23 protein-coding genes are annotated in these 23,027 nt (G+C 71.6%); 11 read left to right on the top strand and 12 right to left on the bottom strand.

Features of this window, described 5'->3' with window-relative positions; all coding sequences use genetic code 11:
- Positions 1 to 22 precede the first annotated feature (22 nt).
- Positions 23 to 1,663 carry a beta-N-acetylhexosaminidase gene (locus AB0G15_RS25645; protein WP_362844405.1) on the top strand — a complete coding sequence of 547 codons (1,641 nt, stop codon included), beginning with the start codon at positions 23 to 25 and terminating at the stop codon, positions 1,661 to 1,663.
- Between the two features lie 79 nt (positions 1,664 to 1,742).
- On the opposite strand, the gene AB0G15_RS25640 is transcribed toward AB0G15_RS25645, so the two are convergent.
- The 5 genes from AB0G15_RS25640 to AB0G15_RS25620 all read right to left on the bottom strand — a co-directional run bounded on the left by AB0G15_RS25640 (position 1,743) and on the right by AB0G15_RS25620 (position 5,044).
- On the bottom strand, positions 1,743 to 1,946 hold the full coding sequence (locus AB0G15_RS25640) for a heavy-metal-associated domain-containing protein (protein ID WP_362844402.1): 204 nt from the start codon (positions 1,944 to 1,946) through the stop codon (positions 1,743 to 1,745).
- 412 nt (positions 1,947 to 2,358) lie between these two features.
- Positions 2,359 to 3,468 (bottom strand): quinone-dependent dihydroorotate dehydrogenase, encoded by a 1,110-nt coding sequence (locus AB0G15_RS25635; protein ID WP_362844400.1) that lies wholly within the window; start codon positions 3,466 to 3,468, stop codon positions 2,359 to 2,361.
- An 11-nt stretch (positions 3,469 to 3,479) separates the two neighbouring features.
- A complete protein-coding gene (locus tag AB0G15_RS25630; RefSeq protein ID WP_362844398.1) occupies positions 3,480 to 3,824 on the bottom strand; it encodes an STAS domain-containing protein in 345 nt (114 codons plus the stop codon).
- Positions 3,821 to 4,528, bottom strand: coding sequence for a GAF and ANTAR domain-containing protein (locus tag AB0G15_RS25625; RefSeq protein ID WP_362695668.1), 708 nt, complete (start codon positions 4,526 to 4,528; stop codon positions 3,821 to 3,823). Before AB0G15_RS25625 ends, AB0G15_RS25630 begins: the two co-directional genes overlap by 4 nt.
- A 45-nt stretch (positions 4,529 to 4,573) precedes the next feature.
- Positions 4,574 to 5,044, bottom strand: coding sequence for a GAF domain-containing protein (locus AB0G15_RS25620; protein WP_362844395.1), 471 nt, complete (start codon positions 5,042 to 5,044; stop codon positions 4,574 to 4,576).
- Positions 5,045 to 5,230: 186 nt separating this feature from the next.
- Between AB0G15_RS25620 and AB0G15_RS25615 the strand changes: the two genes are divergently transcribed.
- The 4 genes from AB0G15_RS25615 (at position 5,231) to AB0G15_RS25600 (ending at position 7,919) form a co-directional block, all read left to right on the top strand.
- Entirely contained in the window at positions 5,231 to 5,614 is a 384-nt protein-coding gene (locus tag AB0G15_RS25615; protein ID WP_362844392.1) for a hypothetical protein, read from the top strand.
- A gap of 344 nt (positions 5,615 to 5,958) precedes the next feature.
- Positions 5,959 to 6,651, top strand: a complete 693-nt coding sequence (locus AB0G15_RS25610; RefSeq protein WP_362844389.1) for a phosphatase PAP2 family protein — start codon at positions 5,959 to 5,961, stop codon at positions 6,649 to 6,651.
- 40 nt (positions 6,652 to 6,691) lie between these two features.
- On the top strand, positions 6,692 to 7,357 hold the full coding sequence (locus tag AB0G15_RS25605; protein ID WP_362844386.1) for a phosphatase PAP2 family protein: 666 nt from the start codon (positions 6,692 to 6,694) through the stop codon (positions 7,355 to 7,357).
- Between the two features lie 292 nt (positions 7,358 to 7,649).
- The gene (locus tag AB0G15_RS25600) at positions 7,650 to 7,919 is read left to right on the top strand and encodes a hypothetical protein (RefSeq protein WP_362844384.1); all 270 of its coding nucleotides are present in this window, start codon (positions 7,650 to 7,652) and stop codon (positions 7,917 to 7,919) included.
- Positions 7,920 to 8,504: 585 nt separating this feature from the next.
- On the opposite strand, the gene AB0G15_RS25595 is transcribed toward AB0G15_RS25600, so the two are convergent.
- Positions 8,505 to 10,406, bottom strand: coding sequence for a glycoside hydrolase family 15 protein (locus AB0G15_RS25595; RefSeq protein ID WP_362844382.1), 1,902 nt, complete (start codon positions 10,404 to 10,406; stop codon positions 8,505 to 8,507).
- 481 nt (positions 10,407 to 10,887) lie between these two features.
- Here AB0G15_RS25595 and AB0G15_RS25590 point away from each other — a divergent pair, with 481 nt between their 5' ends.
- On the top strand, positions 10,888 to 11,814 hold the full coding sequence (locus tag AB0G15_RS25590) for a hypothetical protein (protein WP_362844379.1): 927 nt from the start codon (positions 10,888 to 10,890) through the stop codon (positions 11,812 to 11,814).
- A 242-nt stretch (positions 11,815 to 12,056) separates the two neighbouring features.
- On the opposite strand, the gene AB0G15_RS25585 is transcribed toward AB0G15_RS25590, so the two are convergent.
- A complete protein-coding gene (locus tag AB0G15_RS25585) occupies positions 12,057 to 13,031 on the bottom strand; it encodes an AraC family transcriptional regulator (protein WP_362844377.1) in 975 nt (324 codons plus the stop codon).
- Between the two features lie 80 nt (positions 13,032 to 13,111).
- On the opposite strand from AB0G15_RS25585, the gene AB0G15_RS25580 reads away from it, so the two are divergent.
- From AB0G15_RS25580 to AB0G15_RS25560, 5 genes are all read left to right on the top strand, one after another.
- Complete coding sequence (locus AB0G15_RS25580; RefSeq protein ID WP_362844374.1) at positions 13,112 to 13,948, top strand: NAD(P)H-binding protein; 837 nt, start codon at positions 13,112 to 13,114, stop codon at positions 13,946 to 13,948.
- A 230-nt stretch (positions 13,949 to 14,178) separates the two neighbouring features.
- The gene (locus tag AB0G15_RS25575) at positions 14,179 to 14,691 is read left to right on the top strand and encodes an anthrone oxygenase family protein (protein ID WP_362844371.1); all 513 of its coding nucleotides are present in this window, start codon (positions 14,179 to 14,181) and stop codon (positions 14,689 to 14,691) included.
- A gap of 54 nt (positions 14,692 to 14,745) precedes the next feature.
- On the top strand, positions 14,746 to 15,432 hold the full coding sequence (locus AB0G15_RS25570) for a response regulator transcription factor (RefSeq protein ID WP_362844368.1): 687 nt from the start codon (positions 14,746 to 14,748) through the stop codon (positions 15,430 to 15,432).
- Positions 15,429 to 16,907, top strand: a complete 1,479-nt coding sequence (locus AB0G15_RS25565) for a HAMP domain-containing sensor histidine kinase (protein WP_362844366.1) — start codon at positions 15,429 to 15,431, stop codon at positions 16,905 to 16,907. The genes AB0G15_RS25570 and AB0G15_RS25565 overlap by 4 nt, the downstream gene beginning before the upstream one ends.
- Before the next feature lie 118 nt (positions 16,908 to 17,025).
- Entirely contained in the window at positions 17,026 to 18,168 is a 1,143-nt protein-coding gene (locus AB0G15_RS25560) for a serine hydrolase (protein WP_362844363.1), read from the top strand.
- Between the two features lie 52 nt (positions 18,169 to 18,220).
- Here the strand turns inward: AB0G15_RS25560 and AB0G15_RS25555 are convergent, their stop codons facing one another.
- The 5 genes from AB0G15_RS25555 to AB0G15_RS25535 form a co-directional block, all read right to left on the bottom strand.
- The gene (locus AB0G15_RS25555; protein ID WP_362844361.1) at positions 18,221 to 19,078 is read right to left on the bottom strand and encodes an NAD(P)-dependent oxidoreductase; all 858 of its coding nucleotides are present in this window, start codon (positions 19,076 to 19,078) and stop codon (positions 18,221 to 18,223) included.
- Positions 19,079 to 19,277: 199 nt separating this feature from the next.
- Complete coding sequence (locus AB0G15_RS25550) at positions 19,278 to 20,309, bottom strand: ABC transporter ATP-binding protein (protein ID WP_362844359.1); 1,032 nt, start codon at positions 20,307 to 20,309, stop codon at positions 19,278 to 19,280.
- Positions 20,306 to 21,040 (bottom strand): molybdate ABC transporter permease subunit, encoded by a 735-nt coding sequence (gene modB / locus AB0G15_RS25545; RefSeq protein ID WP_362844517.1) that lies wholly within the window; start codon positions 21,038 to 21,040, stop codon positions 20,306 to 20,308. The genes AB0G15_RS25550 and modB overlap by 4 nt, the downstream gene beginning before the upstream one ends.
- Positions 21,041 to 21,221: 181 nt before the next feature.
- Positions 21,222 to 21,629, bottom strand: a complete 408-nt coding sequence (locus AB0G15_RS25540; protein WP_362844357.1) for a TOBE domain-containing protein — start codon at positions 21,627 to 21,629, stop codon at positions 21,222 to 21,224.
- A gap of 321 nt (positions 21,630 to 21,950) precedes the next feature.
- Positions 21,951 to 22,937, bottom strand: a complete 987-nt coding sequence (locus AB0G15_RS25535; protein ID WP_362844355.1) for an SMP-30/gluconolactonase/LRE family protein — start codon at positions 22,935 to 22,937, stop codon at positions 21,951 to 21,953.
- Positions 22,938 to 23,027 lie beyond the last annotated feature (90 nt).

Raw genomic sequence — 23,027 nt, 5'->3', positions numbered from 1 at the left:
GCGGTTTGGCATGATTTAAACCATGGACCTCCTGCCGCTTCCCTCCGCTTTCACTCCTGCCGGCGGTTTTCTCGGCCTTCCCCACGGGGTGGTCGTCTCCGGTCCCGCCGAGTTGGTGGACGCCGTACGCCTCGCGCTCGCCGTGCTCGATCCGCGCCCCGGCGAGGCGGGGACGATCGCGGTGGAGCCCGACGCCTCGCTCGGCGCCGAGTCGTACGTCCTGGACGTGACGGACGGGGGCGTGCGGATCGCGGCCGGAGACCGGGCCGGGGCCTTCTACGCGGGCCAGACGCTGCGGCAGTTGCTGCCGGCGGCGGCGTTCCGCGCGGTGGCCGGGGCCGGGGCGGGCTGGAGCGTTCCCCTCGGCCAGGTGCGGGACGCGCCCCGTTTCTCCTGGCGCGGGGTGCACCTGGACGTGGCGCGGCACTTCATGCCCAAGCGCGAGGTGTTCAGGATGGTCGACATCATGGCGGCCCACAAACTGAACCGCCTCCACCTGCACCTGGTGGACGACCAGGGGTGGCGGGTCGAGAGCCGCCGGCACCCGCGGCTGCACGAGGTGGGCGCGCACCGCCCGCGTACGACCACCAGCTACTACCGGGAGGAACCGGCCTTCGACGACGTCCCGCACGGCGGCTACTACACGCTGGAGGACCTCGCCGAGATCGGCGCCTACGCGCGGGCCCGCGCCGTGACGGTCGTGCCCGAGATCGACGTGCCGGGACACGCCTCGGCGGTCCTCGCCGCCTACCCCGAGTTCGACGCCCGCGCCACCGGCGGCCGCCGGCCCGAGCCCTTCACCGTGCTGGATCGCTGGGGCATCTCCCCGGCGATCCTGTCCCCGCTGCCGGAGACGGTCGACTTCCTGACCGGCGTGATCGAGGAGATCACCGAGGCGCTGGGCGAGACCCCGTACGTCCACATCGGCGGGGACGAATGCGTGCTCGACGACTGGGCCGCCTCCCCCGAGATCGTCGCGTTCCAGGCGGAACTGGGACTGGGGAGCGTGAGCGACCTGCACGCCTGGTTCCTGCGCCGGCTCGCGGACGAGCTGGCCGAGCGCGGCAGCAGGGCGGTGGTGTGGGACGAGGCGTTCGTCAGCGGCATGCTCAGGCCCGACACGATCGTGATGCCCTGGCGCGGGCCGGGGGTGGCCAGGCGCGCCGCCGCCGCCGGGCACGACGTGGTGCAGACCCCGGTCTTCCCGCTGTACTTCGACTACGCCGAGGCCTCCTCAGAGGAGGAGCCCGTGGCGATCGGCGACGCGATCACCGTCTCGGACGTCGCGGCCTACGTCCCGGCGCCGGAGTCGTGGACGGCCGGGGAGCGGGAGCGCGTGCTCGGCGCGCAGTTCCAGCTGTGGAGCGAGCGGCTGCCCGACGGGCGCGCGGTGGACTACCGCGCCTGGCCCCGGGGATGCGCGCTGGCCGAGGTCGCCTGGTCGGGCTCGGCCGGGAACGGGTTCGACGCCCGGCTGGAGGCGCACCTGGGCCGCCTCGACGCGCTCGGCGTCGAGTACCGGCCGCTGACCGGCCCGCGTCCCTGGCAGCGGGGCGGCGCCGGCCACCGGCGCCACCGCCCGGGGGTCGTCAAGGTGGACGAGACCATGAGGCACCTGGAGAAGCTGACCCACGAGGCCGACTCGACCCGTCCGAGCATGTGACCCGGTCTCCCGGCCCCTGAGGGGCCGGGACGGAACGGATGACGGGGGTGGAGAAGGGCGGTGTCGCGCCGCTCCCCCGTCAGACGAGAACCTCGTAGCCCGCTTCCTTGACGGCGGCGCGGACGGCCGCGTCGTCGAAGGAGTCGCCGGAGACGTCGACCCTGCCGGTCTCGAGATCGACGTCGACACCGGTGACACCCGGGACCTCACCGACCTCCTCCTTGACCGAACTCACGCAGTGGCCGCAAGTCATGCCGGTGACGGTGTATGTGGTCGTGCTCATCGTGCCTCCCATGTCCTGAGGTTACCCACCCAGGGTATAACGTGATCCGCCTTACGGCCCGATGGGGTGAAGAATCGGGATCCGCCGCAAAGGTTCGGACCACGAGGATTCTGACCGCGCCGCGACCGGATCGGGCCGGACCGGATCGGGCCACGATCCGAGCGGCACGTGGACCGGATCGGGTCGCGGCCCTGGGCGAAACGTGGACCTGAGCTGAAGGACCTGAAACTGGAGGACCTGAGCTGAACGTGGGCCTGCGTGGCGCGTGGGCGGGATCGGGCCGCGGACGGATCGAACCGCGACCGGATCACCGTACGAGCAGATCAGGCCGTGATCGGGCCGCGCCGTGCCACGACCGGGTCAGGCGGTGCCCTACCACGACCGGGTCAGGCCGCTTCCTGCCACGACCGGGTCAGAGCACGGGGCTCCGGCTCGCGGTACGGCCGATGATCTGGCGGAGGTCGACCACGCCGTGGCGGCGGAGGCGGCGGGAGAGGTCGCGGTTCACGCGGTGCGCCCAGAGGGGCCCCTCGTAGATCAGCGCGCTGTAGCCCTGGACGAGCGTGGCCCCGGCGAGCAGGCGCTCCCAGACGTCGTCCACGTCCTCGACGCCACCGACGGAGACGAGCACCAGGCGATCGCCCACCCTGGCGCGCAGCCTGCGCAGGACCTCCAGGGAGCGGGCCTTCAGCGGACGCCCCGACAGGCCGCCGCTCTCGCGGCTGTGGTCACGGCCCGCGGGCTCCGCGCCGGCCAGCGCCTGCCTGCCGATCGTGGTGTTGGTGGCGATGATGCCGTCGAGCCCGAGATCCAGGGCCAGGTCGGCGACCGCGTCCACGTCGGCGTCCGCCAGGTCAGGAGCGATCTTGACCAGCAGCGGGGTGCGCTTGGGCGTGGCGTCGGCGACCTCCTTCACCGCGCGCAGCAGCGGGCCCAGCAGCTCCACGGCCTGGAGGTCGCGCAGGCCGGGGGTGTTGGGCGAGCTGACGTTGACGACCAGGTAGTCGGCCAGGGGGGCGAGCTCCCTGGCGCTGGCCACGTAGTCGGCGACGGCCCCCGACTCGGGCACGACCTTCGTCTTGCCGATGTTGACGCCGACGATCGCGGGGACTCCCCGGGGCCTGGCCAGCGACCGGGCCGCGGCGGACGCGCCCGCGTTGTTGAAACCCATCCGGTTGATGATCGCCCGGTTTCCCACGAGGCGGAACATCCGGGGTCTGGCGTTTCCCGGCTGGGCATGGGCGGTGATCGTGCCGACCTCGACGTGGCTGAAGCCGAGGGCGGACATGGCCTCGACACAACCGGCGTCCTTGTCGAAGCCGGCCGCCAGCCCGAACGGGCCGGGAAAGTGCACGCCGAAGGCCTGCACGCGCAGCGCGGGGTCGCGTGGCGCGAGGCGGCGGTGAACCAGCCGCCTGACCACGGGTGTCACCGAGAGGACGCGGAGGGCGCGCACCGCCATGTGGTGCGCGTCCTCGGGGTCGAGGTGGCGGAGGACCTGCGAGAAGACGAATCGATACATCACCGATCAGGTTAGTGCCCCGGCGGGGTGCGGCTCGCGCCGACCGCGTCTCCGGGGTGTCCGATCAGGAGGTACCGGTCGAATTCCAGCAGTCGCAGCAACCGGAGCACCGGGCCCGACGGCCGCACGATGATCATCTCTTGACCCAGGCCGCGCATGTGTTCGTCGGCCCGCAACAGGGTCCGCGCGCCCGCGCAGTCGATGAAGACCACCTGGGCCAGGTCGAGTTCGACCGTCGCCGCGGCGAGCCCTCCGAGGACGCGCCGCAGGTCGGCGCCCTTGACCGCGTCGAGATCACCGCGAACGACGATCTCGACCCTGTCCCCGGCGGGCTCGGGCGACGTGAGCAGGATCACCGTATTTCGCCCGCCCCCTCCCCGAGCACCTCGGCCGCCAGGTCGGCGACGCGGCGGCGGGTGTCGCGGGCCTGCTTGCGCAGGCCGGTGAAGGCCTGGGTGGCGGTCAGGTCGTGCTTGCCCATCAGGTAACCGATCGCCCGCTCGATGATCACGCGGTAGTCGAGGGCGTACTGGAGCTGGTCGGCCAGGGCGCTCTTCTCCTCGGCGGCCATCGCGGCGGTGAGAAGCTGCTCGATCACGTCCGCGTAGCCGTAGAGCGCCTGGACGTCCGACTCGTCCCATTCGTAAAAATCGGCCTGATAGACGTTCAGGGTGCCCACCGGCTCGCCTCCAAGACGCACCGGCACCCCGGCCACCGCCCGCACCTCCGGGTGAAGCCGATCGGCGAGCTTCGGCCAGCGCGGATCGACGCGCACATCACTCGAGGTCACCGCGGAATTCTCCTCGTACGCGGAAACGCACGGCCCCTGGCCGAGATGGAGTTGTGCGCCCTCAAGACTGCGTCCCCGCTCATCGGTGGCGACCAAATAGCGGAGATCTTTACCTTCTTCGGCAAACATCAGACCCGCACCCGCATATCCGAACAGCGAGTTCACCACATCCACGGCACGCTCCAACTGATGAACTATGCCTGTGGTGGACGAGGCCGTCTGAAGCCTTCTCAGGCTCGCGACCAGCGCTTCCGGATCAATGTGAGTCATATGTGTGGCGCCTTTCAGCGTCGACCTGGTTACTTGACGTGCACACTACGGCTTCCCCGGAAAAGGAGGTCTATGAGCCATGGTCTGGAGGACCATCACCATGAGCTCGCCGAGGCGCTCTCCCGTCCGGACTTTCGCGGGCTGCCATTCATGGTGCGTCCGGTCGTAGAAATTCAGCGCGCCGATCAACCGCTCCTCCGCCCGCAAAGGCACGGAGAGCACCGCCCGCACCTCCGAGACCCGCGCGGCCACCCCGGGAAACCCGAACGGCCTGGCCGCCCTCAGGTCGTCGACGGCGACGTCCTCGCCCCGGGACAGGGTCTCGATGGCCGGTCCGGCCCCGATCTGCTCCTGGATCAGCTCCAGTCGCCTACCCCGGTCGTCGGACCCTCCGATCGCCCGCAACCGGTCGTGGTCGTCTATCAGCATGAGGGCCGCCCCGTCGGAACCGAGGACATCGGCGAGAGCGCTCAGGGTACGGTCGACGAGCCGGGAGAATTCATGGACCTGGGTCATGGGCGGGCTTCCTCCATGTCGAGGTAGCTCCGCGGACACAAGGCGGAATGAGCTGCGAAGCAGAGCCTAGTGCCGCCTGGCGACTCCGGCCAAGCGGCCCACCCCTCGGCCCGATGGCCATGGCTGGACATCACCGTCAATACATCGTTAAGCATTCGGCAAACGATGGTTGGCAGGGTAGGCGTCATGAACATCCTGTCACGTTCGGCTATCGCCCGGCGACGGCGCACCCTGGCCACCCTCGTGCTCCGCGACCTCGCCGACACCGGTGACGTCACCGTCCCCACCTGGTGGGACGAGGAGATCCAGCGGGAGTTCGGCGGGCTGGGCGGGTTCCTCGCCGAGCTGAGCCGCCAGTGGTGGACGGCCTACGCCGCGCACCTGGACGCGCTGATCGAGCTGGGTCTCGACGACCCCTCCCGGGCGTGGGACGACGTCACCGAGCAGATGCCGTGGCTGCGGGCCGTCCTCGACGCCTACGCGGACGACGCGGCACTCGCCGAGGCCGAGCGGCGGCACTGCGACGTCCTGCGCTGGACGACCCGCCGCGAACCCCGGCACGCGGCCTGACACACGGCGTGGAAGGACTCGGAGCCCGGCGGCCCCGGCATCGCCATCGCCATCGGCATCAGCCCCGGCATCGGCATCGGCCCCGGCATCGGCATCGGCATCGGCATCGGCATCGGCATCGGCGACCCGGGATCCCAGCGGTTCGCAGCCTCCACACCCTCGGATTCCACATGGATTCCGCGTGCCGGGGCCCCGCCGGCCCGGCCCCTCACCTGTCGTGCGGGGAATATTCGCGAGAAATCGGGTAGCCATGAACGATGGTCAGATTTGTCGAGGGTAAACCTCCGTCTCACAGAAATCCTGATGATCACGCTGCTGACCTGCGCCTGGGTGTGCGCCTGACGATGGCGCTGGCAGCGGTGGCGGTCTTCACGGTGCCGTTCGTGATCCTGCTCGTCCTCGTGAGGACCTCTTTCTCCCCGCTCACGGAGCTCGACGAGAGCATCGCCCTGAGCCTGCACGCCCACGCGCTGGAAAACCCCGGCTACACCACCTTCCTCAGCGTGGGGACCGAGGTGTTCGGTCCCTGGACGTGGCGTGTGCTGGTGGTGCTGACCGCCGTCTGGCTCTGGCGCCGGGGCGCGCCGCGCCTGGCGATCTGGGCGGTCGCCACGATCACCTTCGGCGGCCTGCTGAACCTCGCCCTCAAGATGATCGTCGACCGCGCCAGGCCCGCTCTGCCGGATCCCGTGGCCTGGGCGCCCGGCGCCTCCTTCCCGTCCGGGCACGCGATGGGAGCGGCGCTGGGCGCGTGCATCCTCGTGCTCATCCTGCTGCCCTTCCTGCGCGGCACGGCCTCGCGGATCACCGTCTGGGCCGTCGCGGCGGCCATCATGGTGTTCGTCGCGTACACCCGGGTGGCGCTCGGCGTGCACTGGACCAGCGACGTGATCGCGGGGGTCGCGCTGGGCGTGGCGGTCGTGGTGGGGGCGGCGGCGGGCTTCGAGGCCTGGCGCCGGGGAGAGGGCCGCAGGCCCGCCGAACCGCACGTGGAAGGCGTCGAACCCGAGGCGTTCCGGAGAGGTCATTCTGGGTAGCTGGCGCGCCATGTCGAAAATGTCGGTGGATTTCAAAGGCGTGACGCGCCTCATCCTGGCGCCACTGGCCATCATGGCCGTGCTGACGATCGGCGTCGGGCTCCTCATCACCAAGGTCCTGCAGACGACGACCCTCATCGCGAACGACCAGGGAGTCAACGCGCAGCTGGCCGGAGAGCGCACGGCCTACTGGAGTTCGATCACCGATGTGGTGTCGAGCATGTCCGACACCCCGGTGATCATCGCCGGCACCGCGCTGCTGGCCGTCGTCTTCCGGCTGGCCTTCAAGCGCTGGAACGAGTCGATCTTCCTGGCGCTGGCGGTCTTCTCGCAGTCGGCGATCTTCCTGCTGGCGACCGTCTTCGCCGAGCGCAAGCGGCCCGCCGTCGAGCACCTCGACCCCGCTCCGCCCACCTCCAGCTTCCCCTCCGGGCACACCAGCGCCGCGGTCGCCTTCTACTGTGGCATCGCCCTGGTGCTGACCATCCACACCCACCGCTACAAGATCCTGAACGTGCTGTGGTGGGCGGTCGGCCTCGGCATTCCCCTGGGCATCGCCTACTCGCGCATGTATCGCGGCATGCATCACCTGAGCGACGTGAGCTGGGGCTTCCTGCTCGGCGTGGTCTGCATCACGGTGGCGGCCAACGCGCTGCTGTTCCGGTCGGTGATCCAGGAAAAAAAGAAAAAAGTTCTGAGCACGTGACGACCCCCGGCCACGCCGGGGATCCGGGCTCGGCGAAGATCGCTGGGACGAGGATCGGCGGGGGTGAGAGAGGGACATTCACCACCCGCCGGGTCGCTTCACATGAGACCGTTGTGAAGCAACACCACCAAGGTTCAACCTGTCACCTCGTGTGGCGCAAAGATCACAATGTGCTACGAAGTAAGATGGAAACCTCGTCGGGGAGATTCAAGTCCTCCCGCCGGGGCACGAGCAGCCAGCCGGCCGGACCGAGAGACGTTCGACGGCTACCCTCAAGGAAGGAAGCCGGCCCATGGATCGCCAGTCCGTCGTCTGCCATAAATGTACGGGCGTTCTCCTCGCCACCGACTCTCGCACCTACACGGCGCAACGAGGACGCCTGATCGTGACCAACGGCTACTGCACCTGCCCCGCCGAGCAGGCTCCCGTGGAGCAGGCCGCCCAGCAGCAGCCCCAGCCCGTCGCGGAGCAGTCCACCCCGCACCGGCAGCCTGCCCACCCCCAGCAGCACCCCCAGCAGCAGAGCGCGCCCGCGGGCCAGAACTCGATGGTCGTCGCCTAGCGTTCCCTCGTGGAGCGGTCGCGGCGTCGAACGACGCACGCGACGGCTCGGCTCCTCGACGACCGCGCACCGCCACCGCGGCCTCGCGGGCCGTCCCCTCTGACTGATCCGGTCATATCCGCCGATCAGCCGATGTCACGGATCCGGACACCCCTCCGGTCGTCCACCCTCTCGGATCCGGGCGCATCTCCCCGTCCGTCCGCTTTCTCGGGTCTCTCGATCCGGGCGCATGTCTCCGGTCGCCCCACGGGCCCGGACGCGCTCGCCGATCAGCCGCCCTCCAGGATCCCGGCGCACTCCCGGGACCTTTCCGGGACCTCCCGGAACCGGCCGCCGGCCCTCCTGCGACATCACCCGACATCACCCGGCGGGGCTCAGCCGCTCAGCCCCCAGGCCAGCACCACGGACAGACCGCTCGTCGCGAGCAGGCCGACGAGCACCACTATCGCAATCACCCGACGGTTCATGCCCGAAAGCCTAGCCAGGCATCCGGGTGGTCTCGCACGCCGGCGCACGCCGGGGACCACGCGAGGAACATGCGAGGAACATGCGAGGAACACGGCGGGGCACAGGGGGAGTCCGAGATCATGACGGCCAGCCCGTCGAGGGGATCTGACCGCTCTCGGCGCGGATGATGTGGATGACCGCGTTGATGAGCGCCAGGTGGGTGAAGGCCTGGGGGAAGTTGCCGAGGTGGCGCCCGGTCACCGGATCGATCTCCTCGGCGTAGAGACCGAGGGCGCTGGCGAAGGAGAGGACCCTCTCGCAGAGCCTGCGGGCGCGGGTGTGCTCCCCGATCTCCGTCAGTGCCGAGACGAGCCAGAACGAGCAGATCGCGAAGGTGCCCTCCTCCCCGGTCAGGCCGTCGTCCGTGCTCTTCGTCTCGTAGCGCAGGACCAGGTCGTCGGCGGTCAGCTCGTCGGCGATGGCCAGCACGGTGGCGCGGACCCTGGGGTCGTCGGGCGGCAGGAACCGCACCAGCGGGATGAGCAGGAGCGACGCGTCGAGGGCGTCGGTGCCGTAGTGCTGCCTGAAGACCCCGTGCTCGCTGACTCCGTTGGCGCACACGTCGGCGTGGATCTCGTCGGCGACCCCCTGCCAGCGCACGGCCAGTTCCGGCTCCTCCCTGAGCCGGGCGAGCCTGGCGCCCCTGTCGGTCGCCACCCAGCACATGACCTTCGAGGAGGTGAAGTGCTGGGGCTCTCCGCGTACCTCCCATATGCCGCGGTCGGGCTCCCGCCAGTGCCTGATGGCGGACTCGACCTGCCGCTTCAGGATGGGCCAGATCCGCTCGTCCAGGCGGTCCCGCGACCGGGTGTGGATGTAGAAGGAGTCGAGGACGGATCCCCAGACGTCGTTCTGGCGGTGCCGGTACGCGGCGTTGCCGACTCTGACGGGCTTGGCGCCCTCGTACCCGTGGAGGTGGTCGAGGACGTGCTCGTCCAGCTCGCACTCGCCGTCGATGCCGTACATGACCTGGAGTTCCTCGTCCCGCTCCGCCACGTCGGCGATGAACCAGAAGAAGTCGTCCGCCTCCCAGTCGAAGCCCAGCGTGTACAGGCCCCAGAGGGCGAAGGTCGAGTCCCTGATCCAGGCGTAGCGGTAGTCCCAGTTGCGGTCGCCGCCCGGGGTCTCGGGCAGGGAGGTGGTCGAGGCCGCGATGAGGGCACCCGTGGGGGCGAAGGTCAGGCCCTTGAGGGTGAGGGCGCTGCGCTCCAGATACCTCCGCCAGGGGTGGTCGGGGAAGACGCCCCTGGCGAGCCAGTGCTGCCAGTGGTGGGCGGTCCACACGAGCCGCTCGTAGGCGTCCTGGAAGGTGTACGGCGGCTCGTGCGTGGTCCACGACAGCGCGCAGAAGCGCGTGTCGCCCTCCTTGAGGAGGGTGCGCGCCGTCGCGCGCCCGGCCTCGAACCCCAGGCGCATGTCGGTGGTGAGCCGCAGTTCCAGGGGCTCCCCCTCGGCCGTCGCGACGCCCTGGTGGTAGCCCCTGTCGGTGTACGACCAGCGGGCGGGCCTCCGGCCGTAGTCGAAGATCGGCTCGCAGTCGAGCGTGATCTGCACCTCCCCGCTGACGCAGCGCACCGTGCGGAGCAGCACGTGGGAGGCGTCGTAGTCGGTCGGCGCCCTCCTGTGCGTGTGGGAGAGCTCGTCGTGGTGGTGCCAGGGCCCCATGAGCAGCAGGTCGCGCACGACGATCCAGCCGGTGGGGGTGCCCCAGCTCGTCTCCAGGATCATGGTGCCGGGCAGGTAACGGCGCGCGGCGGGCACCCTCAGGTCGGCGGGACCGAGCCGGAAGCCCCCCGCGCCCCGGTCGAGAATGGCGGCGAAGACACTGGGAGAGTCCATTCGCGGCAGGCAGAGCCACTCGACGTTCCCGCTCGGGGCGACCAGGGCGGTGACCTCGCAGTCGGACAGGAAGCCGTAGTCGGCGATGGGCGGGAAGGGGGAGGGTCCGGGCAGCGCATTCGCCGTTGAATCCAGTGTCATCGGCTCTCCTTGAGCGTGGAGCCCCCCGCCCTCGAACGGAGAAGCTCTCGAACGGAGAAGAACGTTAGGCGCCCTTCCTACCCCGGCCACCGGGGTCAGGCACGTCTTTCCGCCGATCAGGCGCGTCGTCGCGCTCTCCTCCTCCCACGAGGGAACCGTACTCCGCCACGGTGCGGACGGATTCCGTTGACGTGCCTGTACGCCCGTGTCCCCCGCCGGTGCGGGAGCGGGCTCTCCCTCCCGGCTCCCCTTGTCGGCTTCTCTTGTCGGCTTCTCGCTCCGGTTTCTCGCCATGGCTCATCGCTCCGGCTCCCCGCCCCGGATACCAGCCGCTCAGCGAAGAATGGCGCGGTCCATCACCGATCCCTCACTTGACCCCATAAGTCACATTATTCCCAGCTGTACGTGAACTTTTCGGACAAGTTGCTGTCGGATCTGCTATCAAGATGCCCGACCAAGGTTCACATCAGAGAGGGTCATCGTGGGGCGCGACGATATCCAAGGACCGTACGAGGAAGACCCTCGCGAGCAGACCGGTCCCCTCGGACCGGCGCAGTACGAACCCGAACGTCCCGCCGGCGACGTGTTGTCGGACGGATGGAACGAGATCGACTTTCCGGAGCTCACGCCGGGCGACGGGTCCCAGGTGATCGTCCACGTCGACGGGTCCCGGGAGATCGTCCGGGCCGACGGGTCCCGGGAGATGGTCTACCTCGACGACCGTCGCGAGATAGGGGACACCGACATCACGTCCGACGGCCCCCTCTACCGCGAGGAGGACGAGGCGGCGTCGTCGCGCGGTTTCCTGGGGTCGGGCTGGCGCGAGGACCCCGATCCCTACGAGGAGCGCCGCCGCAGGGGCAGGAGCAAGAGCAGGATCCTGCTGGCTGTCGTGGGTGGCGTCGTGATCGCCGGGGTCGCGGGCGGCTGGCTGCTCTCCGCCTCCCTGGACGGGAAGACCGGCACCACGTGCGCACCCGGCGCGCGGTGCTCGGTGGCCGACCTGCCGCAGGCGCCCTCGGAGACGCCGACACCCCGGCCCGAGGAGAAGACGGCGGAGCCGTCCGACGAGCCGTCCACGGCCGACGAGCCCCCGACCACCGCTCCCACCAGGGCTCCCCGGACCCAGGAGCCCTCCACCCGGCCGTCGCCGACCCGCAGTACCTCTCCGAAGGAGACCCGTCCGACAGCGTCCTCCGAGGAGGCCGAGCAGGAGGAGACCTCACCGCAGGACTCGTCCCCGAACTCGCGCATCACCTCCGAGCCCGCGCCCTCGCCGACGAGCCAGGCCCCCACGGAGACCGCCACACCGAGTCAGGAGCCGACGACGGCACCGCCGCCGCAGGACAGCGGGACGAACGACAACTCGGGCGACGGCCGGGGCGGCCTGCTCGACTGGCTGTTCTGACCGTCACGGCGCATACGTGCCGTGAGCGCGGCCCGGCGACTCCGGCGGCTCCTCCGCGCCTCCGGTGAGCTCCGGCGGGCCCAGGGGGCCTCAGGGGGCCTCAGAGGGCTCCGGGGGAGCACCGCCGGCCGGCGGGCTCTCCGGGCGCGGCGGTCGGCGGGCTCTCCGGGCGCGGCGGTCGGCGGACTCTCCAGGTGCGGTGACCGGCGGGCCGAGGCTCGTACCGGCACGCCCGCCGGGACCTACCGCGCGAGCGTGCCGACGGCGTGCTCACTCCGGGGACGCCGGACCCCGGCGCGGTGCTCCTGGGGGCTGACGCCGCGTTCGCGTTTGAAGGCGGCGCTGAGCGCGAACGCGCTGCCGTAGCCGACCTGCGTGGCCACCGCTCCGACGGTGGCGTCGGTCTCGCGCAGCAGGTCGGCGGCCATGGCCAGCCGCCAGCCGGTGAGGAACGTCATGGGAGGCTCGCCCACCAGCTCGGTGAAGCGGCGGGCCAGGGCGGCGCGGGAGACACCGGACCCCGCGGCCAGCGTGGCCACCGTCCAGGGGTGCGCCGGGTTGCCGTGCAGCATGCGCAGGGCCCTGCCCACCACGGGATCGTTGTGGGCGCGGTACCAGGCGGGGGCGCCAGCCTCCGGGCGGGAGAACCAGGCCCGCAGGACGGCGATGAGCAGCAGGTCGAGCAGCCGGTCGAGCACGGCCTCCTGGCCCGGCTCGTCCTTGACGATCTCGTCGCCGAGCAGCGGGATGATCGGGCAGTCCCAGGCGTCCTCCGGGAGGACCAGCAGCGGTGGCAGCGCCTCCAGCAGACGGCGGCTGATCTCCCCGCGCATCTGGTAGGCGCCGGTGAGGATCACCGTCGACCCGTCGGGGTCGTTGCCCCAGGTGCGGACGCCCAGGTCCATCTCCTGGGCCAGGCTTCGCCCGTCGAGGGTGGTGCAGTGCTGGCCCGGATGGATCACCACGTCGGGCGGTGTGGCCGGATCGTCGGCGACCGTGTAGGGATCGGGGCCGAGGATGATCGCGACGTCCCCCGGGCCCAGGCGCACCGGGGCGGCGTCGTCGAGGACCACCCACGCCTCACCCCGCACCATGGCCGTCAGGGCGAGCGGCGCCCGGTCCTGGATCCGCAGGGACCAGGGCGGGTTCAGGATCGAGCGGAGCAGGAACGCTCCCCTGGCCCTCGGACCGTCCAGGAAGTCGGTGAGTGCGTCCACGACTTCACTGTAGACGCTGAAACATGGAATTGCGCTTCTCGACCATGGCCCGTCTCACTCCTGGCCGGTTCACTGGTCCTATGACAGAAAACACACGTGGGAGGAACACGACGCTGGTCCTCGGCGGCACGGGCAAGACCGGCCGCCGCGTGGTGGAGCGGCTCACCGCGCGCGGCCTGCCGGTGCGGGTCGGCTCCCGCTCGGGGAAGCCGCCGTTCGACTGGGAGGACCGGGCGACGTGGGGGGCCGCGCTGCGGGACGTGGCGTCGGTGTACGTCGTCTACTACCCGGATCTCGCCTTCCCCGGGGCGGCCGAGACGATCCGCTCGTTCGTCTCGCGGGCGGTCGAGGGCGGCGTCCGGCGGCTGGTTCTCCTGTCCGGCCGTGGCGAGGAGGAGGCCCAGGTGAGCGAGCGGACGGTCCAGGAGTCCGGGGTCGAGTGGACGATCGTACGGACGGCCTGGTTCTCGCAGAACTTCAGCGAGGACTACCTGCTGGAGCCGGTCCTCTCCGGCGAGATCGCGCTCCCGGCGAGGGACGTGGCCGAGCCGTTCGTCGACGCCGACGACATCGCGGACGTCGCGGTCGCGGCGCTGACGGAGGACGGGCACGCGGGCCAGCTCTACGAGCTGACCGGTCCCCGGCTGCTGACCTTCGCCGACGCCGCCGCGGAGATCTCCAAGGCAACCGGCAGGGAGGTCCGCTACGTGCCGGTCCCCTCCGAGGAGTACGTGGCCGGGGCGGTCGAGCACGGCGTACCGGCCGAGTACGCCACGCAGCTGGCGGAGCTGTTCACCACCGTGCTGGACGGCCGCAACGCCCACCTGACCGACGGGGTCCGGCGCGCCCTGGGCCGGGAGCCCCGCGATTTCGGCGACTACGCGCGCGAGGCCGCCGCCACAGGGGTCTGGGGCTGACAGCGGGACGGCGGGGCGGCGGGAATCGCGCGCACGGGCGCGGCCCGCTTCCCTGCCCGCCCCCGCCCCGCTCCCCGTCCCACTTCCGTAGCGAGCACCCGAGCACCCGAGCACCCGAGCACCCGAGCACCCGAGCACCCGAGCACCCGAGCACCCGAGCACCCGAGCACCCGACGGTGAGCATGTCCGATCCCGCCGCCGGGATCCCCCCAACCGCCAAGGAGAATGTGATGTTGCTGTTCCGAGGCGTCGCGCTGGTCGCGGCGGCCGTCACCGTGGGACTCACGGCCGGTCTCTTCTACGCCTACGCCTGCTCCGTCATGCCCGGCCTGGCCCGCGTGGACGACCGGACCTTCGTCAGCACGATGCAGCGGATCAACGTGGCGATCCTCAACGGCTGGTTCGCCGCCTGCTTCGGCGGCGGGCTGGTGCTGACCGTCCTGTCCGCGGTACTCCACCTCCAGACGGACGGGCGGCCCGTGCTGCCCTGGATCGTGGCCGCGCTCGTCCTGTACGTGGTGATGCTCGCCATCACGATGGGGATCAACGTGCCGCTCAACAACGCGCTCGACGCGGCCGGGGACCCCGACCGCGTCGCCGACCTCGCGGCGGTGCGCGAGCGGTTCGAGGCGGCATGGGTCCGCTGGAACCTCATCCGCACGCTGGCGTGCGTGGCCGCCTTCGGCTGCATAACCTGGGCCCTCGTCGTGTACGGGCGTAGCGGCCTGCCGAACGGGTCATGACCGCGGAGGCCCTGACCACGCGTCCTGACCACCGACACGCACGGGAGCCCTCCGATGACCGGGTACCGGATTCTCGCCGTCGACGACGACCCCGCGATCCTGCGCTCGTTACGCCGCGGCCTGCGGCTGGAGGGCTTCGGCGTGGAGACCGCGGACTCCGGCGAGCGGGCGCTGGAACTGGCCGGCAGCGCCGTGCCCGACGCGATCGTCCTCGACGTGTCGATGCCCGGGCTGTCGGGGATCGAGGTGTGCGCCCGCCTGCGGGCACGCGGTACGGAGGTACCGGTGCTGATGCTGTCGGCGATGGACGAGGTCGCCGACCGGGTGGCGGGACTGGCCGCGGGCGCCGATGACTACGTCGTCAAGCCGTTCGACCTCGGTGAGCTGGTGCTGCGGCTGCGTGCCCTGCTGCGCAGGGCAGGGCGGGCAGCCGGCGAGACGGTCCGGGTGGGCTCGCTGACGGTCGACCCGGCCGCCCGTCGGGTCACCGTGAGCGGCAGGGAGGTCGAGCTGACCCGGCGGGAGTTCGACCTGCTGGAGGTCCTCGCGTACAACGCGGGGGTCGTACTGTCCAGGTCGGTGCTGCTGGAGCGGGTCTGGGGATACGACTTCGAGGTGACCGGCAACGCCGTGGACACCTTCGTGGGCTACCTGCGGCGCAAGCTGGAGGCAGGGGGCGAGCCGCGCGTGGTGCACACGGTGCGCGGGGTCGGGTTCGTGGTGCGGGACGGGCGACGATGAGGCTGTCCACCCGGTTCGCGGCCTGCCTGGCCGCGCTCGTCCCGCTGCTGGTGCTGCTGGGCGGCCTGCTCGTGCTGAACCTGGTCTCCCACGACCTGCGCGCCGAGCGGGACGAGCGGATGGCGACGCGGGCGTACGCGCTGGCACCGCTGGCCACCTCGTACTCCTGGCGCGTCCGCATGACCCCCGGCTCACCTCCGGACCTCATCACCCAGAGACTCGCCGTGGCCGCCGCCGTGGGGGCCGGCAGCCCCGGCGGGATGCGTGTCGAGGTACCGGGGAGCGAACCGCTCGACATGGGAGAGGTACCCGCCACGACACCCGCCGTGGCCGGAAAGGGAGCGGCCACCTTCGTCGACAGCGCGCGGCGATGGCGGTTCGTGGTATCCGACCTGGGCCCGCGAGGGGGCGCGGGCCGCCTGTGGGTGTTCGAGGCCGAAGAGCACCTCGACCGGCAACTCGGGGTGCTCCGCAACCGGCTGGCGCTGGTCACCCTGGTCTCGGCGGGGGTGGGCGTCGTGGCCGGTCTCGCTCTCGGCAGGTTCGCGGTACGCCCCCTGGCGGTACTCCGCGGCCAGGCGCGGGGAATCGGCGCGTCCTCCGCGCGGGGAACACGGCTGGCGACCACCTCGAGGGTCACCGAGATCGATGAGCTGGCCGCTCTGCTCAATGACCTGCTGGACCGGCGGGACGCGGCGGTGACGCGCACCGGCGAAGCGCTGGAGACGGCTCGCGCCTTCGCCGCCACCGTGGCGCACGAGCTGCGGACCCCGCTGACCAGTATGGGCACCAACCTGGAGCTGCTCGGCCACCCCGGCCTGGATCCGGTGGAGCGCGCCGAGATCGTGGCCGACCTGGGCGCCGAGCACGGCCGGGCACAGCGACTGATCACGATGCTGCGCCGGCTGGCGCGCGGCGAGCTGGTCGGGCCCGAGTCCTTCGCCGACACCGACCTGGCCGAGATCACCGCCGTCGCGGTCGAGGAGGCACGACGCCGCCACCCGAAGGCCGCGATCGCCTTCTCCCCCGCGGCCGGCCCGGTGGTACGAGGGTGGGCGGAGGGACTCCGGATGATCATGGACAACCTTCTCGACAACGCCGCGATCCACGGCGCGGACGACGCGGACGACGGGGGGCGTGCCACGATCACGGTGACGCTGTCCGTCGACGGTGAGGTCGCCGTGCTCGCCGTCCAGGACGCGGGAGCGGGGATACCGCCCGCCGAACGCGACTCCGTCTTCACCAGGTTCCACCGCCGGGCCGGCAGCCCCGGCTCCGGCCTCGGTCTCACCCTCATCCGCCAGCAGACGGTGCTGCACGGCGGCACGGTCGCGGTGGCCGACGCGGGGCAGGTCCGTGGGACGCGCGTCGAGGTGCGGCTGCCCACGTCCCCTCCTTTACCCGCCCGCTCCCCGGGGCGGCCCGGCGAGCGTCCCTCCGGAGTCCGGTCCTGGCTGGCCGGGCCTCGCCGGTAGCGGGCACCCGCCGGGCCCCGGTCCTCGTCGTGGATCTGCCAGAGATCTGCCAGGAAAGTGCGCCATGCTCCCTGCCGTACGCGAGCGGCCCACCCGCCGCCGAACCCACGGGGAGAACATGAGAACGATCGACATCACCCATCGCCTGCGAGGACCCGTCGTCGCGACGATCGCCGCGCTCACGCTGGCCGGCTGGACGGTCCCGGCCCACGCCCTGCCCCGGGCGGCGCCGATCCCCCTCGCTCAGGCCGCACCGGACGTCGCCGAGGCGGGCGCCTTCGACCTCGTACGGCCGTCGAAGAGTCCGGTCAAACTACGGAGCGACCCCAGAAAGCTCTCGGTGACCTACACCTACGAGGGGAACGAGCGCACCCTCGAGGACTTCCTCACGCGCACGAAGACCAACGGCTTCGTCGTCCTGGACGGCCAGAAGATCGTGGACGAGCGCTACGTCGAAGCCAACCGCAACACCCGGTTCCAGTCCTGGTCGATGGCGAAGTCCTTCACGTCGACCGCGATCGGCATAGCCCTGCACGAGGGCCGCATCCGCTCGATCGACGACCCGGTGACCCGCTACCTGCCCGAACTGCGCGGCTCTGGCTACGACGGGGTGTCCATCCGGAACCTGTTGCGCATGTCATCGGGAATCGCCTGGGACGAGCGCTCCGACATACCGAAGGTGCAGACGGCCGCGAACCGGGGCCATCAGGTCGGGAAGATGGCGGCGCGGCAGGTGCGCGGCTGGGAGCCCGGCAGCAGGTTCGAGTACACCAGCATGAACTCCTTCGTGCTCGCCGAGATCGTCAGCCGCGCCACGGGCACGCCGTACCACAAGTACGTGGAGAAGAAGATCTGGCAGCCGGCCGGCATGGAGTCCACGGCGCGCATCGACAAGGACTCCGCCGGCGACAGCCTCGGCTACTGCTGCTACCACGCCACCGACCGCGACTTCGCCCGGTTCGGCCTGCTCTACCTCCGTGACGGGAAGGCCGCGGGACGCCAGGTCGTGCCGCGTTCCTGGGTCAAGAAGTCGACCACGCCCTCCGCCTCCTTCAACACCGGCTACGGGCTGCACTGGTGGCTCGGCGACGGCGACCAGGGCGACTTCATGGCCGCCGGGTTCGGCGGGCAGTACATCTACGTCTCTCCCAGGCACGGGGTGGTCGTCGTCAAGTCGACCGTCTCCACCTCGGCCAACGACCAGCGCGAGGCGCTGACCGCGTTCCGCGCCGTAGCCGCCGAGGTGGCGAGAACCCGCTGACGGGCGCGGCGACGGGCGACGTGGCGGGCGCGCTGACGGGCGACGGGCGGCGCTAGCGCGGTTTCCCGCGCAGCAGCTCGACGACGGCGCCGATGTCCGCGTCGCCCCAGCCGCGCCCGGCCGCCTCCTCGTAGCGCCGCTCGACCAGACGGGCGATCGGCAGGTCGAGACCGCCCGACTCCGCCATGTCGATGGCGAGCCGCACGTCCTTGGCGGCGAGCCTGGTCGTGAACCACCCCCGGTGGTCACCGCTCAGGACGTCGTCGACGCGGTTGTGCAGGGCGGGCGCGACAGTGGGCCAGGTGAGGAGGAAGTCGTGCAGCAGCGTCTCGTCGAGATCCGCCGCCAGCCCCGTGGCGGCCGCCTCGGAGAGCGCGGCGATCCCGGTCATCAGCAGGTAGTTGTTCAGCAGCTTGAAGGCGAGCGCCGCGCCGGGATCCCGGCCGCAGTAGGAGTAGGAGGCGAACACCTCCGACCACACCGGCTTCAGCACGTCGGCGACGTCACGCTCGCCACCCATCAGGACCGAAGCCTGTCCCTCGGCGACGGCCTGCGGCCCGCCGATGACGGGCGCGGCCACGAACCGGCCCCCGGGCGCCATGTCCCGCAGCGCGCGGGCCGTGTCCGGAGCGACGGTGCTCATGTCGGCCACGACGGGCCCGTCGGAACCGATTCCGGTCAGCTGGGACATCACATCGCGAACCGCCTGGTCGTCGGCGAGCGACATCAGCACCGCTTCCGCCTCACGCACGGCCTCGGCGGGCGAGGCCGCCTCGACGGCACCGAGGCCGACCACCTCCTCCGCCCGTCCCGGCGTGCGGTTCCACACCGTGACCGGGAAACCGCGCACCAGCAGCCGCCGGGCCAGTGCCTGCCCCATCATGCCCATCCCGAGTACAGCGACGCGCATAGATCATCCCCCCTCACGCCATTGTGCCCCCGGGGGTCCGGGCGACCTGGGCCGCCACGCGGGTGACCTGCGGCATCTCGGCGGTCGTACGGGCGGGAACATCGCGGGGCCGTACGGGCGGGCGATGCCGCAGGGGTTCAGGCGGGGCGGGAGTGGGTCACGGGAGCTCAGGCCGGGTGAGCACGAAGGTCACGGGAGCTCAGGCCGGGTAGGCGTGGGTCTCGGTGGCCTTGACGGACGCCCAGATCCGCTGCCCCGAGGTCAGGTCGAGGTCCGCGACGGCGGCGGGGGTGACGTCGGCCGAGGCGGTGATCGGCCCCTCCAGATGGATGCGGACGTTGTCGCCGTGCCGCTCGATGCCCTCGATCGTGGCCTCCCAGAGATTGCGCGGGGTGCCGTCCGGGCGGGTCCGGTAGAGCGCGACCGCCCCGGGTCCGAAGGCGACGAAAGCGGGACCGTCCAGATGCTCGGCGACGCTGAAGCTCACCTCGCCGACGGTGACCTGTCGTCCCGAGGCGAGCCCCCGGTAGAGGTTGAGGCCGACCAGGCGGGCGACGTAGTCGGTGCGCGGGCGCCGGGCGACCTCGGCGGGGGTGCCGCGCTGCACGACGGCGCCGTTCTCGATGACGACCAGCTGGTCGGCGAGCACCATGGCGTCCAGCGGATCGTGGGTGACCAGGACGGTCGCGCCGCCGAAGTCGGCCAGGTGGCGGCGGAGCCCGGAGCGGATCTCCAGGCGGGTGTGGGCGTCGAGGGCGGCCAGCGGCTCGTCCAGCAGCAGCAGGCGGGGTCCCACGGCGAGGGCGCGGGCCAGGGCGACGCGCTGGGCCTGGCCGCCCGACAGCTGCCGGGGTTTCGCCGCGACGTGCCCGGCCAGGCCGACGCGCTCCAGCCAGGCGGCGGCGGCGCGCCGCGCCTCCGCTCTGGAGGCGCCTCGGCAGCGGGGCCCGAAGGCGACGTTGTCCAGAGCCGACAGGTGCGGGAAGAGCAGGTAGTCCTGGAAGACCATGCCGATCGGGCGACGTTCGGGCGCCAGGGTGTGCAGCGCCTCCCCGTCCAGGACGATCTCCCCGCCGGACAGGGCGGTGAGCCCGGCCAGCGCGCGCAGCGCGGTGGTCTTGCCCGCGCCGTTGGGGCCGAGAAGGGCGACGACCTGGCCGGCGGCGACCTCCAGCTCGATGTCCAGGTGGAAGCGGGGCCGGGTGACGACAAGGTGGGCGTTCAGGGTCACGGGCCGCTCACCCACCGGTCGCGCAGGCTGGCCAGGATGATCACCGAGACGGCGAGCAGGACGAGGCTGAGCACGATCGCGGCCTCGGGTTTGGTCTCCAGGGCGAGGTACACGGCCAGCGGCATCGTCTGGGTCCGGCCGGGGAAGTTGCCGGCGAAGGTGATGGTGGCCCCGAACTCGCCCAGCGCGCGGGCCCAGCACAGCACGGCGCCCGCGACGACGCCGGGGGCGATCAGCGGCAGGGTGACGCGGCGGAAGATGGTCCAGCGAGAGGCGCCCAGCGTCGCGGCGGCCTCCTCGAAGCGCAGGTCGGCGGCGCGCAGCGCGCCCTCGACGCTGATGACCAGGAACGGCATGGCGACGAACGTCTCGGCGACGACGACCCCGGCCGTGGTGAACGGCAGGGTGACGCCGAAGGTGGTGTCGAGCCACTGGCCGACCAGGCCGCGCCGCCCCAGGACGAGCAGCAGGGCGACCCCGCCGACCACCGGGGGCAGCACGAGGGGGACGGTGACCAGCGCCCGCACCAGGCGGCGGCCGGGAAAGGCGACACGGGCCAGCAACCACGCCAGCGGTACGCCGAGCAGCAGGCACACCAGCGTGGCCACGGTCGCGGTCACCAGCGACAGGCGCAGCGCCTCCAGGACCTGCGGCTCGCCGAGTCTTTCGGCCAGGGTGGACCAGGGTGCGCGTACCAGCAGGCCGGCCAGCGGCAGCGTCAGGAAGACCATGCCCGCCACGGCGGGCAGCACCAGCACCCAGGGCAGGCGGCCCGCCACCCCGCCGGACGGGCCACCGGAGGAACCACCTGACGGACCGCCCGCCGCCTCGCGCGGCACGCCACCGGACGAACCACCCGGCACGCCACCGGACGGACCCGTAATGCCACCGGACGGACCGCTCACGACGCCGTCAACCCGTCGTACGGGCGTGGTCGGCGATCTCCACGACCACGTTGGTGGACTTGATCACGGCGACCGCCCTCACTCCCACCTCCAGGCCCAGCTCGTCGGCGGCCTGACGGCTCATCAGCGACACCACCCGGTACGGTCCCGCGGCGATCTCCACCTGGGCCATCACCGCGTCCCTGATCACTTCGGTCACGATCCCGCGAAGGCGATTGCGGGCCGACGAGTGCCCCGTACCGTTCTCGGACTCGATCTGGGCACGCGCGAACGCCGCCAGGTCGGTACCCTCCACCATCCGGTGGCCGTGCTCGTCCCGCCGGGCCGCGAGCCGCCCGGCGTCCACCCACCGGCGGACCGTGTCGGAGCTCACCCCGAGCAGCGCGGCGGCCTCGCTGATCCGAAACGTCGTCACGAACAATCACCATACCTTCGCGTATTCACACCCATATGCCCCTCCCCCATGGCAGCCGCGCCGTGATCGGCCACTCCGTCGCCGCTCCTGCGAGCTCGGACGGCCTGGAGGACCTTTTCCCCGCGCCGGGGACCCGCTCACACCGGCGCGCAGGAACACCGGCGCACGGGCTCACCGGCGCGCAGGAACACCGGCGCACGGGCGCGCCGGGGCGAGGAGCGCCGTCGCGGCGAAACCGGCTCGCTCCGGCGTGACCCGCTTCCCGCCGTCGAGCGCCCCGGGCCCGCTTCCCACCGGGGAACGCCCCGGGGCGGGGACGTCCTATTCCGGAATCCGGCGGGCGGCGGGACCGGACCAGTAGGGGGTGGCGAGCCCCCGCGTGCCGACGTCCGCGAGGAAGACGCGACCGGCGTCCGGATGGCGCGCGGCGTCCGCCGGCGTCATCCCCACGCGGGCCGACGTGATGAGCAGCGTGTCGAGCCGCGGGCCCACGAAGGCGACGCTCGTCACGTTGGGTGCCGCGACCTCCACGGTCGCGAGATGCTCGCCCCGGGGCGAGTAGCCGCGCACCTGGCCGGCACCCCAGAGCGCGAGCCACAGGTTGCCGTCGACGTCGACGCACAGCCCGTCCGGCGTACCGTCGGAGACCTCCAGCAGCACGCGGCGCTCACCGTACGCGCCGGTGACGGCGTCGTAGGCCCTCGTCCAGATCGTTCTCGGGACGCTGTCGACGCTGTACATCGTCGACAGGTCCGGAGACCAGGCGAGACCGTTGGAGAGCGCGAGGTCGGTGTCGAGGGTCGTGACGGTTCCGTCCGTCTCGTACCGGTACAGGAACTCCTGGCCGTGCCGGTCGTCGAGGGCGAGGCTCCCCACGAGAAAGCGTCCCCCGGGATCGCACGCCCCGTCGTTGAGGCGGCTGTCCTTCCCCTCGGGAATCAGGTCGACGAGGTACGCGCGCTCGCCCCGTTCGTCCCGCTCGCCCCCTGAGGCGGACGGCCCCCCGTCCCCCGCGCCGGACGGCCGTCCCGGCTCGTCCCCGCCCGCCACGGTGAGCAGTCCCTTCCGCCCGGCGACGAGCAGCCTGCCGTCCCGGTCGCACACGACGGCACCGACGGTCTCGCCGAACTCGTGCCTGCGGTCCACGTGAACGGAGTCACCGGCGAGCCGTCCCTCGAAGACGTGACCGGCGTTGATGTCCACCCACAGGAGGCGTTCTCTCTCGGCGTCCCACACGGGCCCCTCGCCCAGCAGGTAGGAGTCCGCGCTCGCGACCCGCGCCTCGAAGCGCCGGACCTCCCGCCTCACGACGCGCCTCCGGCCGTCTTCCGAACGACCGCCCTCCGCACGACGGCATTCCGCACGACGGTCTCCCGCACGACGGCATTCCGTACGACG

Origin of the sequence: Streptosporangium sp. NPDC023825, from assembly GCF_040639575.1 — a bacterium.
Lineage (GTDB): Bacteria > Actinomycetota > Actinomycetes > Streptosporangiales > Streptosporangiaceae > Streptosporangium.
The sequence above is the reverse complement of the archived record's forward strand: the minus strand, read 5'-3'. Positions and strand labels throughout refer to the sequence as shown.

Coding starts and splice junctions, on each gene's coding strand:
- AB0G15_RS25560 (WP_362844363.1), top strand. CDS start 17,026: ATGAGAACGATCGACATCACCCATCGCCTGCGAGGACCCGTCGTCGCG.
- AB0G15_RS25565 (WP_362844366.1), top strand. CDS start 15,429: ATGAGGCTGTCCACCCGGTTCGCGGCCTGCCTGGCCGCGCTCGTCCCG.
- AB0G15_RS25595 (WP_362844382.1), bottom strand. CDS start 10,406: ATGACACTGGATTCAACGGCGAATGCGCTGCCCGGACCCTCCCCCTTC.
- AB0G15_RS25620 (WP_362844395.1), bottom strand. CDS start 5,044: ATGACCCAGGTCCATGAATTCTCCCGGCTCGTCGACCGTACCCTGAGC.
- modB (WP_362844517.1), bottom strand. CDS start 21,040: ATGGTCTTCCTGACGCTGCCGCTGGCCGGCCTGCTGGTACGCGCACCC.
- AB0G15_RS25625 (WP_362695668.1), bottom strand. CDS start 4,528: ATGACTCACATTGATCCGGAAGCGCTGGTCGCGAGCCTGAGAAGGCTT.
- AB0G15_RS25635 (WP_362844400.1), bottom strand. CDS start 3,468: ATGTATCGATTCGTCTTCTCGCAGGTCCTCCGCCACCTCGACCCCGAG.
- AB0G15_RS25580 (WP_362844374.1), top strand. CDS start 13,112: ATGACAGAAAACACACGTGGGAGGAACACGACGCTGGTCCTCGGCGGC.
- AB0G15_RS25640 (WP_362844402.1), bottom strand. CDS start 1,946: ATGAGCACGACCACATACACCGTCACCGGCATGACTTGCGGCCACTGC.
- AB0G15_RS25645 (WP_362844405.1), top strand. CDS start 23: ATGGACCTCCTGCCGCTTCCCTCCGCTTTCACTCCTGCCGGCGGTTTT.
- AB0G15_RS25570 (WP_362844368.1), top strand. CDS start 14,746: ATGACCGGGTACCGGATTCTCGCCGTCGACGACGACCCCGCGATCCTG.
- AB0G15_RS25555 (WP_362844361.1), bottom strand. CDS start 19,078: ATGCGCGTCGCTGTACTCGGGATGGGCATGATGGGGCAGGCACTGGCC.
- AB0G15_RS25600 (WP_362844384.1), top strand. CDS start 7,650: ATGGATCGCCAGTCCGTCGTCTGCCATAAATGTACGGGCGTTCTCCTC.
- AB0G15_RS25615 (WP_362844392.1), top strand. CDS start 5,231: ATGAACATCCTGTCACGTTCGGCTATCGCCCGGCGACGGCGCACCCTG.
- AB0G15_RS25610 (WP_362844389.1), top strand. CDS start 5,959: ATGGCGCTGGCAGCGGTGGCGGTCTTCACGGTGCCGTTCGTGATCCTG.
- AB0G15_RS25575 (WP_362844371.1), top strand. CDS start 14,179: ATGTTGCTGTTCCGAGGCGTCGCGCTGGTCGCGGCGGCCGTCACCGTG.